The organism is Williamwhitmania taraxaci, assembly GCF_900096565.1.
Lineage (GTDB): Bacteria > Bacteroidota > Bacteroidia > Bacteroidales > Williamwhitmaniaceae > Williamwhitmania > Williamwhitmania taraxaci.
This window is the reverse complement of sequence record NZ_FMYP01000088.1, coordinates 1-12,692: the sequence shown is the minus strand read 5'-3', so window position 1 is coordinate 12,692 and position 12,692 is coordinate 1. Positions and strand designations below refer to the sequence as shown.

The 12,692-nt window shown below is 39.2% G+C and carries 7 protein-coding genes; 2 read left to right on the top strand and 5 right to left on the bottom strand.

The window, feature by feature from the left end; all coding sequences use genetic code 11:
• Positions 1–44 precede the first annotated feature (44 nt).
• Positions 45–197 (top strand): DUF2400 family protein, encoded by a 153-nt coding sequence (locus BLS65_RS19060; RefSeq protein ID WP_170830168.1) that lies wholly within the window; start codon positions 45–47, stop codon positions 195–197.
• Complete coding sequence (locus tag BLS65_RS15805) at positions 184–894, top strand: tRNA1(Val) (adenine(37)-N6)-methyltransferase (protein ID WP_092440746.1); 711 nt, start codon at positions 184–186, stop codon at positions 892–894. Before BLS65_RS19060 ends, BLS65_RS15805 begins: the two co-directional genes overlap by 14 nt.
• A gap of 820 nt (positions 895–1,714) precedes the next feature.
• Here the strand turns inward: BLS65_RS15805 and BLS65_RS15800 are convergent.
• The 5 genes from BLS65_RS15800 to BLS65_RS15780 form a co-directional block, all read right to left on the bottom strand.
• On the bottom strand, positions 1,715–3,208 hold the full coding sequence (locus BLS65_RS15800) for a RagB/SusD family nutrient uptake outer membrane protein (RefSeq protein ID WP_092440744.1): 1,494 nt from the start codon (positions 3,206–3,208) through the stop codon (positions 1,715–1,717).
• A 17-nt stretch (positions 3,209–3,225) separates the two neighbouring features.
• Positions 3,226–6,384, bottom strand: a complete 3,159-nt coding sequence (locus BLS65_RS15795; RefSeq protein ID WP_092440742.1) for a SusC/RagA family TonB-linked outer membrane protein — start codon at positions 6,382–6,384, stop codon at positions 3,226–3,228.
• A gap of 1,095 nt (positions 6,385–7,479) precedes the next feature.
• The gene (locus BLS65_RS15790) at positions 7,480–8,898 is read right to left on the bottom strand and encodes a RagB/SusD family nutrient uptake outer membrane protein (RefSeq protein ID WP_092440752.1); all 1,419 of its coding nucleotides are present in this window, start codon (positions 8,896–8,898) and stop codon (positions 7,480–7,482) included.
• Positions 8,899–8,928: 30 nt separating this feature from the next.
• Positions 8,929–12,006: a SusC/RagA family TonB-linked outer membrane protein gene (locus BLS65_RS15785; RefSeq protein ID WP_092440740.1), complete on the bottom strand. Its 3,078-nt coding sequence runs from the start codon at positions 12,004–12,006 to the stop codon at positions 8,929–8,931.
• A gap of 411 nt (positions 12,007–12,417) precedes the next feature.
• Positions 12,418–12,692 (bottom strand): ATP-binding protein (locus BLS65_RS15780; RefSeq protein ID WP_170830167.1); only part of this gene is annotated, 275 nt, incomplete at its 5' end.

Genomic DNA, 12,692 nt, shown 5'->3' with positions numbered 1-12,692 from the left:
CTCAAATTAATTCATAAATTTGGTCACGAAATCATCCTTTTTTTGTGGCACAATATCACCGAAACAAGTGGCACAATATCACCGAAATATCAAATGTGCTGCGCTCATTTTCGCCTGAAGATCCAGTTAAATACGATTTTGCCCTTTTTTATATTGGGATGAACAAAGAACACTTTAGCTATAATGTCGGTATTTAGGTTTAAACAATTTGCAATAAAGCAGGCAAATGTGCCCATGAAGGTCAATACCGATGGGGTTTTGCTGGGTGCATGGACCGATGTGAGTAACGCCACTAAAATACTCGATATTGGAAGTGGTACAGGGGTTATTGCACTTATGCTTGCCCAACGCTGTCCTAATGCGACTATTCATGCTGTGGAAATTGATAAAATGGCGGTGGAAACTGCCAAAGAGAATGTCAGGGACTCTCCTTGGGTAAGTCGGGTAGAGGTTTTTGGCTCGAGTTTTCAGGATTTTGCTGGCGAAACTGATCAGCGCTACAATTTGGTGGTTTCTAATCCACCTTTTTTCATACAGTCGCTTAAGTCCCCTTTTGCCTCCCGAAATCTATCCCGCCACGCCGATCAGCTCTCGTATGACGATCTGGTTATAGGCATCAACCGGGTGCTGGAGGACAATGGTATCTTTGCCGCGATATTTCCCTATGCGGAGGCGGGCATATTTATTGCTTTGGCTGCTAATCATGGTCTTTATTGCATTAGGAAGTCCTATGTTCATCCCTTTGCCGGTGGGAGGATTAAACGTGTGCTGCTCGAACTTTCACGAACTAGAGGAGCCCTCGTGGAGAGCGATCTCGCCATAAGAGTTGGCCCTAACTTGGATTATACCGAAGATTACAAGAGGATTACGTGCGATTTTTATTTGGCGTTTTAATACCTATAACTAAAAGGTTCAGATTCTCTTCTCCTAAATAGAATTGTGTTCGTCCACAAATATCTTTGCAAGCATCTCCTTTCTTTGGTTAAGTGTTACGTATTCATATTCGATGATCGAATCCATAGAATTGGGCACTCAAACGATCATTCAATGTGATTCTTTTTGTACGTAATACTCATAGTTTGCCGTGTCGAGATGAATTGTTATGCCGCTCGGGTGCGGCTTTATACTATTTTTACGGTTAATGGCGACAAATTACCTTAGCATTAAATCCCTTTATGAGCAAAGGACTCATCACTTAGGCTAAGGTAGGAGAGTTGCGCACCATTAATTCTAAAATTCTTTGCTTGATTAATACTGCAGTAAATCAGTGTAGTGTGTAATTAAATCAGTTAATTACAGTTTAGAGGTAGAAAATAGAGAAGCCCTCCAAAATGGAAGGCTTCCTATATACGCTTCGAGAAAAGTCAGTGTTTGTCAATACAAGAAAAAAAACCCTAAAACTTTGTGAAAATTGCTAAAATTATCTATCTTGCAAGTAACAATAGTTCCCAAACTACTACTGCGCTTTTCTCAGAAGCGAGACCTCGACTGTGAAGTCGAGGTTTTTTTGTGCTGCAAAGTTAACTATCTATTTTGTTAATTCGTTATTGCTATCATGTTTTATGGCATTCCGTTAGGCTGTTTAATGTAATTTAACACAACAAACAACACAACTATTGTGCCAGTTATTATTTAACTCCAGTTTGAGAAAAAGGTTTAATGAACTGCAAAAAAAAAGCTGCCCGAAGGCAGCTTTTTTTATTTAATTGAACGATTAATCGTTCTGACTCTGAATAGCAGGGTTGGCGTTCAATTCATCCTTAGGGATTTTGAATTGCCATTGTGGGTCTCCTGCAGGAACTGTAACGATAAGGCTAACTGATGGAACAGCGTTTGTACCTGTTCTGTCCATTGCACTATTTGTACGTTTTAGGTCGAAGAAGCGGAAGCCTTCACCCCATAGTTCAATTCTTCTTTGAGTCGTGATCTCGTCTATTAGCGTAGCTCCAGTGCTGGTGGATTTTACATATGCATTATCTCTAGTCGAAACTAGAGTAAACAGTGCATTTTGCGCTGGGCCATCTTGACCACTTCTTGCTAGTGCTTCAGCCTCTATTAGATACATTTCTGCTGCGCGCATGTATACAACATCTCCAACGCTACTGGTATATGTAGCAACAACGAACTTTCTGTTCATATAAGCATATTTTGCGAAGGAAGTTGTCGGTAGAGTCCAAGCTCCTGAAGTCCAAGAAGCAGGGGTTCCGTCCCACCAAAGTTGCTTACGAATATCGGTAGCAGGAATTTTGTTATATACCAAATTATTGATTGCCTTAGGATTACTTCGGATGTTGGTAGAACTGAAATTCAAAGACATGTATGCAAAAAACGAGTAGAAATAGGTTGTCTGGTCTGAAATTTGTGCGCTACCCCACATCCATTCAGGATTAGTGATACTACTAAATCCATCTCGGTATTGAGTAGTATTCATTGGTGTATAGCCCGTTCTTGCTAGAGCAGCATAGGTTGCAGCGTTTGTATAATCGCCCATGGTTAGTGCAACTCTTGCCTTTAATCCTTGTGCAACTTTTAAGTTAATGTGCGACTTGGCATCTCGTGCATAAGTATTCGACAAGCGAACGAAGGAGGAGTCTAAGTCGGCATTAATTTGTGCGTAGTTTTCTTCAACAGTTGCTCTTGGCTGGCCCATAATTGTATTGGTCAAAAGCAATGGTACACCAAGTTGGGTATTAGGAACAGTTGTTACATCATACCGCTTGCCATAAAGTTGAACTAGGTTAAAGTAGGCCCATGCGCGAAATGCAAATGCCTGTCCTTTAATTTGATTCTTGTCTTTGTCAGGTCCAACACAGTTATCAATTTTGTTGATTATTGTATTGGCGTTGCTGATAATCTTATAGTAGAACTTCCAAGCGAAACGAGGCAGACCACTACTGCTCGCATTACGATGGTCAATCCATCTGTAAGTCGAGACAAACCAACTGTTTCCTAGGGTGGTCATAACTAGATCCTCACCAAGCAAATCGGCATCGATCATTATTGAACCTTGTCCTGCCTGATCCTGTGCGTCGTATTGAAAGAACATAGCACGGTGGATACCGTTTAATGCGGCGTAGGCATCGGAGGTTGTGTTGAAGGCATCTTCAGCAGGAATCGATTCTGTTGGTGCAGTTTCAAGAAAATCTTTACTACACGCTCCAAGGGAGAGAATTGCTGCTATCCCCAGTATATATTTTATTTTTCTCATAGTAGTAATTATTTTTGTTAAAAGGTAAAGTTAATACCGGCGGTGAAACCTCTTGCTGGTACATATACATTTGAGGTAACTCCAGAAAAGTTTTGCTGAACATTCATACCTGCACGTTTGGTAAACATAGCAATGTTTTCGGCGCCAAAAAATACCTTGCAAGAAGCGAGGTCAATTTTGGTCAACCAAGATTGAGGTAAGTTGTAAGATAAATTTATGTTACGGATGTTTAGATAAGAGGCATCCACCAACCATCTATCAGACGAAGCATTGAAGGTAGCTGTTTTCCCTGCATCCATTCTTGGGATATCTGTGATATCGCCAGGTTTTTGCCAGCGATCCAATATATCTTTGTGAAGGGCTCCACCGTAGGTTCCAGAACTCATGATATTCGCGTAGGTTGCATCATAAACTTTACCTCCAACTTGGAAAGTAATCAGAACTGATAGTTCGAAATTTTTGTAGCTAACGCTATTTGCGATACTTCCCGTAAGGTCTGGAATTGCGCTGCCAGCATAGTGATACTTGGCGTAGTTTTGATTCGTTGCCAAGGTGTCTGATCCAATGATGCGGTAGTTTTTCGCAGTTTGAACCGAGTATTGACTCATATCTCCAGCAAATAGTGCTATACCGTCTGTTGGATCTACACCTTTGCACTCACGTAGCCAGAACTCATAGAGAGAGTGACCCTTCATGAGTTTTTTCGTACCAACGATCAATTCCTCTTGAGGTAACTTTGTGATTTCGTTCTTTACGGTAGATAGGTTTACATCAACAGTCCACTTGAATTCCCTTGTTTTAATGGGGTCAATGGCTAAACTAAGTTCAATACCCCTATTTTCCATACTACCAATGTTCTGTGTTTGGTATACATATCCGCTAGATATTGGCAATGGAACGTCAAAGAGGAGGTTGTCCGACATTCTTTTGTAGATATCAACATTACCTCTAATCATATTGAGGACTCCAAATTCAATACCGAAATCTAAACTTTTATTTGTTTCCCATTGAACATTGTCATTTCCAATATATCCTTGAAGGTAACCGGCTTGACCCGCATTATTGTTACCTAAATTATAGACTGCTTGATAGCCGTAATAGGTTCCGATATTGTCATTGCCTAATTCACCGTAAGAAACTCTAAGTTTTAGTTGATCAATTGCCTTAATGTTCTTGATGAAATCTTCTTGATCGAGCCTCCAAGCACCACCAACTGACCAGAATTTCCCCCAACGGTTGTCCTTTTGAAATCTTGAAGTTCCATCGGCCCTAACTGATCCGGAAAGGAAATACTTGTTATCGAAGTTGTATTCTAATCTCGAAAGGTATCCTTCAGTGGCGTAGTCTCTAGCATAAGAGTCTAGCGAACTCACTGTTGTAAAGTTGATAAGTTCAAAGTTATTGGTGGCAGTTTCAGTATTTTTCATGCCGTATACGTATGCATAGTTGTACTGATAACTTTCATGTCCAGCAAGAATAGTAAAGTTGTGCTTATTGTAGTTTTTCGAATACTCAAGCAGTTGCTGCAAGTTATATATGGTTGTCAGAGAGTTTGTTTTTGATGCTCGTCCAGCAGGTGCACCATCGCCAACTTTAGAGTTTTCGTATTTGGAAAGGTAATAGTTATTTAAGTCCATACCAAAATTGGTAGTTAACTTTAGACCTTCCATAAAGGTGAACTCTGCATATGCTCTAGAATTCATCACGTTCCTATTTATGACATTCTTATTCCATTTGGTTTCTGCCACAACGTGACGACCAGTGGAAGCACCGGATGCTCTATTTGTTCCTACTTGACCATAGTCGTAGAGGCGTTCTCCTTCCAACCCAAGATAATAATCCCCTTCAGTAGTAGTTAAATCGTGAGCATATACTGGGTAGATCGGTCCCATACCTCTGGTGAAGTTAAATGGGTTATTGTAACTCGAACTGTTATCAGCATCATCGCTAACTTGATAGTTTGATTTCGTTTTAGTTCCAGAAACATTAAGACCTGTTTTCAACCATTTCTTAATTCTTGAGTTTACGTTTATTCTACCAGTAAATCGCTCTAGGTCGGAGTTAATAATGTAGCCATCGTCCTTGGTATAGCCCATGGAATACATGTAGTCAGTGTTTTCTTGTCCACCGCTGTACATTACAGAGTATTCACTCCGTTTACCTGTGCGTTGTATGTTATCTAGCCAGTTTAAATCTTCCGCAACTAGCGATTTTACTTTAGCATTAGGGTTAAAAACACCATCAACAACAATTTCGTTGTTGGGTACGTCTAAAATATTGAATTTCAGATTGGTGATAAGTCCGTTTGTTGCGGCAAGGTTTGCTACTGCTTCCGTTGGAAGAACGGTTGCATTGTATAATTTATTATTTCTGTCGGCTTCCCACATTAAAGTATAGTAGTCGGCAACTCCAACTCTATCGTATTCCTTAATCCCACGAACAGAATAACCTTGGCTTGCTTTTACTTGAAAAACACTTGTGCCTTTTTTCCCTTTCTTCGTAGTTACAATAATAACTCCATTCGCTGCTTTACTACCGTATAGTGCCGTGGATGCAGCATCCTTAAGAATAGTTACATTCTCAATGTCGGAAGGATTGATACTGGAAAGGGTTCCGGGATAAGGAACACCATCCAAAATATACAGTGGATCGTTTGAGGCGTTAATTGATCCAAAACCACGGATTCTTATTGCTTGTTCAGAACCTGGTTGGCCGGATGCTGCAGTAAATTGTACTCCGGAAGCAGCTCCTTCTAGAGCCTGAGTAATGTTGGTAATTGGGCGGCTGTCAATTTTTGCTGTATTAACCGTTGAAGCTGATCCAGTAAAGGAACTCTTCTTGGTAGTTCCGAAAGCGACGACCATTACTTCGTCAATTTTTTTCGATTCACTTTCGAGTGCAACAGTTATAACATCTTGAACTGGCATTTCTAGTGTTTGGTAGCCAATTGAAGAAATTACTAAAATCGTTGCATCAGATGATACATTTAAGTTAAAGTTACCATCCATGTCGGTAGCTGTTCCTATTGTAGTGCCCTTTACAGTGACGTTTACGCCTGGTAGGCCCATGCCATCCTCCTTGGAGGTGACAGTTCCTTTGATTGAACGCGTCTGTGCGAACGCGCCCTGCAATCCTATTAGGCCTAGGATTGCAACTAAAGCAATGAGCTTTTTCATAGGTTAAAATTAGATTTAGGTTATGATTCTTACAATAATATAATGAATGTCACTATATCCAAAGTTGGATTACCATAGCCTTAAGGGGGAGGGCAGAAACATTTGATGACATACAGACTCAAACAATAGACTTAAACTATTGATGATTATTGATTTTACTAAGTCTATACACTTCTCAGGGTGTATCTAAAATAAATTACTACTCTTTCCCAAAAGTACTACGGTGACGCTTTTTCAAAAATATTGGCAATGATAGGAATAATTATTTTCAAAATATCATATTTGACTCCATCCATTAAAAAAAAGTATTTCTAGCAATTATTACATGGAGGTTGTGTCGAGGTTGAAATTTTCAACGCCTAGGTAATTATGGTTTTTGAAGTAATGCAGCAGCGATAAGAAAGTGAGGATATTTTTTATGTCATTACACCATTGTCCGTTTAAAGAAACACAAAGTTCTAGTAATGCTATGTTGGATATCTACGAGGTATGCTATCGTTGGATGTTCCTTATTCTACAATACTGAAAACACTTACAGTTACTTTTCCTCATAGCGCATAAGGAATAGTAGATCAAATACAATATCTTTTCTTGGCCTTTTTAACCCATTCCAATTGTTTGGTTTCCTACGTCGGACAGTAATGTGGGGTGTTCTTTAAGATGAATGAAAATTCTGTAAATTAGATGTATGGCTTCTTATATGTGCTTCGAAAATAGATCAGAAACTGTTAACACACGAAAAAAATCTTAAACGTTGTAAAAATTGAAAAAATCATCCTTCTTACATTTAACAAAAGTGCCCAAACTCCTACTGAATTTTTCTCAGAAGCGTGACCTCTACTGTGAAGTTGCGTTTTTTGTGCTGCAAAATTAGTTGTCATTTTGTTACATCAATACCGCTATGTTTTTCTACGTCATTGTAATACAGAATGCTATGATAATTAACGCAATAGGTTCAGTGACTTTTGTAACGTAGTAATTAATCTCTTATGAAGTGGTAAAGGTTTAATCTACTGCAAAAAAAAGCTGCCCGAAGGCAGCTCTCATTTATAAACAGTATGTTGTATTGGAACTTAATCGTTCCAAATATCACTCCTATTTAGGAATAGCAACAAACCAATTGTCATTTTGCTCAACACCAGCACCAGAGGCAACCTCTGCATCAGGAATTGGAAAAACAAACTTTGCAACGTCAAAAACTTTACCACCAAACAAAAATGTATTTCCTGTCCTGCGTAAGTCAAACCAGCGGTGTCCTTCAGCAAAGAATTCTCTAACATTTTCTTTTGCAATAAAGGTGAGCAAATCTGCTTGAGTTGCAGGTAAATCTGCTGTGGTTGTGATAGCAGTATTCCTCTGTGCAGTGAATAGTAAAGCATCTTTAGCAGCATCAAGATCAACATTCAGTTGAGCAGTTCCTTCTGCAATAATCAGATACATTTCAGATACCCTGAAAATAGGAATGTTACTTGTTGCTTGAGAGGTTGAGGTACCTTGGAATTTAGCGGGTTGATTCGCTGAGGTGAAAGTCGCTATAAGCGCCTTGCGAATATCTGTAGCATCTAAAAGACTTTTAGTAAATGCAGATATTTGTCCCTTATAGGAGCCATAGAGTGTATTAAGCGAATTTGCTGAGAGGTTGTCGTTATCCGATTTGGCTATTGTGAAAATATCTTCATCGGTAATTGCAATTGACCTCCACATTGTTTGGTAGATGTCATTAGAAACAGCCTTTGGTCCCTTAATATCAATGGCTGTTTGGGCTGCGATTAACGCTCCATTCCAGTCATGCATGTAAAGTTTAACTCTTGCTTCAAGTGCGTAAATGGCACCTTCGCCCATATAAAAAGCACTTAGGCTTTTTCCACCAGCATTATCATACAAAGTATAGTAATCTTTTGCTTTTTGTATTTGGCTTAGGATTTGAGCATAAGTAGCCTCTACGCTAGAGCGTGAAACAGTTGCGAATGGTTCTATAGGCGCATTCTCAAGCAGAATAATACCTTTCTGGGTGTTTTGAACACCTGGTTGGTAAGGTAAGCCGAAAATATTAACCAAGTAAAAATTGGTTAATGCTCTTAATGAATAAGCCTGAGATAACGACTTATAAAGAGTTGCCATATCGTCCTCGTTGGTTGTCGTTTCCAACAATAGTTCTGCCCCATTGGTAGCTCTAACGCACCTGTCAATAACCTTATACCCATAGAGCCATATTTCATTTAACTCCCCTGAGTATTGGTTTGCTGTATACTTGTTAATAGTTACAAAATGGCCACTTGATGCATCTGCTTTAGACACGTCCGTAGCCATATCGCCTAATGCAGGTACATTCATACCTAATAAGCGATAACTACCGAGTGCGTAGTATGCACCATTTATGCCATTATCGACATCGAGAACTGTTTTGTAAGCATCCTCTGTTTTTATTGATTGGTATAAATCAGTTTCCTTTTCACACGAAACGAGGCCAACCAAGAAGATACTAAGTGCTGAAATTGCGATTATCTTCTTCATATTTTTTAACTCCATTTTTTAAGTTTTTAACTAAAAGCCTAAGGTCAATCCAAATGTATAGGTGCGTGGGGTTGGATAATTCCACCATTGCACACCATTGGCACCAATGCCTGATGGATCGAAGCCTCTATAATCTGAAGCAGCAAATGTGTAAACATTATCAGCAGTGGCAAATACCCTCAAACTTTTAACAAACATTTTCTGAAGTATTTCTTTTGGCAGATTATAGCCTAAAGATATAGAACGTATCTTCACGTAATCGCCACTCATTAAATAGCGGGATGAATGCGCACTTTCATTGAACCCATCTATGGCAACAAGCTGAGGAACTTTTGCATTATCGCCTGGTTTCTGCCACCTGTTGTCGTAAACATATTCGGTGAAGTTATTACCAAAACTACCGCCAGTATGTTCATCATAGCGAAGGTTATTTCCATAAATTTTTCCACCAACTGATGTGGTCAATTGAAGTGCAAAATCTATACCTTTATATGAGAAGTTAGTACTGAATGATCCTTGAAATTTCGGACTAGCAGAGCCAAGGTATCTTTTTCCAGCTTCATTGTAGTTGAAGGTTGTTTCTTCACCAGATTCACCCTTATACCACATTCCTCTACCTGTTGCTGGATCAACGCCAGCCCATTCTTTCATCTTAAAGGTATAAATGTCTTTACCTTCTTCAATAATGGTATAGGTGCTTGAAATTGGAGCATCGGTACTTAACTTTTCAATTCTATTTTCATTGTGTGAGCCGTTAAGAGTTACGTCCCAATTGAAGTCGTTTGTTTTAAGAAGGTTTACGTTGATAGACAACTCATACCCTTTGTTTGATAGTTCACCGATGTTTTTGTAGTAGGCGTCTAATCCAGTAGATTCAGATACAGGTACTTCGAAAACCATATCCTTTGTCTTGTGGTCATAGTAATCAGCAGTGATAGAAACTCTATCAAAAATGGTGATATCCATACCTACGTTAAACTTAGCAGTATACTCCCACTTAAGATCATCGTTACCAAACTGAAGGTGAGCGCTACCTGGCTTTTGGTTGTAGTTGTAACCAAAATCGTACAAGTTTCGGGCAGCATACCATGATCCACCAACTGTTTGATTACCTGTGGTTCCATAACTGGATCGAACCATTAGAGTATTTAACCAACCCTTGGTGGACTCCATGAAACTTTCCGATGAAATACGGTATTTTGCTCCAACTGACCAGAATTTACCCCAATAGTTATCTTTAACAAAGCGAGATGATCCGTCTACACGGAAACTTCCAGAAAGGTAGTATTTGTTATTATAGTCGTACTGTGCATTTCCAAAATACGATTGAAGTATTATTTCATCTTTAGTAGATTTTGCGCTACCGGGGATGGAAGTTAGACTTACCTGATTTAAATAATCAACCGCATAGTTGCTACCCGAAAGATAAGCGTAATCAATTGTATTCTTTTGGGCTTCTTGACCAACCATAATATTTACATTATGAACTCCTCCAAATGTTTTAAGATAGTTCATTGTGTTGGTTGAGGTAAGCAGGATGTTGGAAGTATTCCCCTTTTCACCCATTCCTCTCATATCTTTTCCCTGAGGCTGAAGAAACGACCAGTATCCAAACTCGTCCATGAAATAGGCATCCATACCTTCACGTGAAATGAAGAATAAATCTGGGGTTATATTTACCTGTACATATGGCGAAAAGAGGGCTCTGTTTTGCTTAGCAAGACTTTTGTCTCCAAGTCCACTGCGTTGTGCAACAGGATTGTATCCATTTACGGTACTAAAATTCCAAGTTCCATCCTCATTCTTAGGACCATTAATAGGTGCTTGCATGTAGGCCTGAGTCATAGGGTCGGAGAAGTATCCACCGCCTGCACCCATATTGGTTTCGGTATGTGAGAAGTTAGAGTTTAATCCGAACTTAATATAATCCGAAGGTGCTTGATCAAAATTGAAACGAACATTGTATCGGGATAAATCTTTTCCTTTAATGATCGCAGTGTTAGTTAAATAATCAACGGATAGATAGTACTTCATGGAAGTCTTTTCTTTCCCACCGCTTTGGATGTCAATCGTATATTGATTAATCATACCTGTGCGGGTAACTTCTTTCAACCAGTCGGTATCAACTCCTTCAACTCCGGGTGTATACCAATACAGGAAATCTTTCATACCTGCAGCATCATAAGGGAAATTAAGACCATATGCGGTATTGTAGTAATCTACTGTTCCAGCAGCGCCTTTTAATGCGTAGTTGTTAAGAGCAGCCTCCACAGAAAGTTCGGTAAATTTGCTTGCATTTAGCAATTTGTAGTTTTTGGCCTCAGGTAACTTTTCAAAACCGAGACGAGCTGTAAAACTTACGTTGAAGCTGCCTTGCTTACCTTTTTTTGTGGTAATAACGATTACACCGTTAGCGGCACGTGCTCCGTAGATGGAGGTTGCTGTAGCATCTTTTAGAACGGTAATGTTCTCAATGTCTGAAGGGCTAATTGTAGATAAAGGGCTAAAAGTCTGTCCTTCATTTTCGCGCATCCCTTGAACATCACTGGTGAAAGGAACTCCATCCACAATATATAAAGGTTGTGTTCCAGAGTTTAAAGAGTTACGACCACGAATAAATATGGTGGCTGGTGAACCTGGTTGACCTGAACCGGTGGTCATTTGAAGTCCTGTAACATTTCCTTCGAGGGCTCTTACTGGATCGGGACTAAATTTTCCTTCCATTTCCTTTTTTCCAACAGTAGTAGCTGCACCAGTAAAGGCTGACTTACGTGTAACCCCATAACCAGTTACAATCACTTCGTCAATTTGTTTGGTATCTGCTTCCAGAACTACATTAACAACATCCTGGATTGGCATTTCTACCGATTGGTAACTAATTGAAGAAAATACTAAAGTTTTTGCATCTGCAGAAACACTAATGGTAAAGTTACCATCAATATCAGTGGCAGTACCGATGGTGGTTCCTTTTACCGTTACGTTTACGCCAGGTAGGCCCATGCCATCCTCCTTCGAGGTGACTGTCCCTTTGATTGAACGCGTCTGTGCGAACGCGCCTTGCAATCCTATTAGGCCTAGGATTGCAACTAAAGCAATGAGCTTTTTCATAGGTTAAAATTAGATTTAGGTTATGATTCTTGCATTAATATAATGTATGTCATTATATCCAAATTTGTATCTCTATAACTTCTTGGAGGAGGGCTTATACACTTGAGATTTCATAAGGACTTAATGCAATTAGGGTAAATTGCTAATAATTATTGCTTTTACTAAGTCGTTACACTTTTCAAGGTGTATCTAAAATAAATCACTACTCTTTCCCAGAAATTCTACTGCGACAATTACAATAATTGTTTTTGTCAGATGCAATAGTAATGAAATATTTTTAAAATGGTTATGATTAATTAATCCAAAAGCGAAAAAATACCTAAAAATGTTAATAATTGATATTTCGGTGATATTGTGCCACTTGTTTCGGTGATATTGTGCCACAAAAAAAGGATGATTTCGTGACCAAATTTATGAATTAATTTGAGTTTTTTTCATCTTGTTTTTTCTCATTGACTCTCCTGTTAATTCAATGCGATGTGAAGAGTGAACCATGCGGTCTAGAATTGCATCGGCAATGGTTCCTTCGCCAATTGTTTCATGCCAGTTTTTTACTGGTATCTGTGCGGCAATGATAATAGAAGTCTTGTCATATTTCTGTTCAACGATATCCATTAGGGCATTTCTTGCAGGATCGTCAAAGGCTGTTAACCCAAAATCATCCAGTATCAACAGGTCGGTTTTCT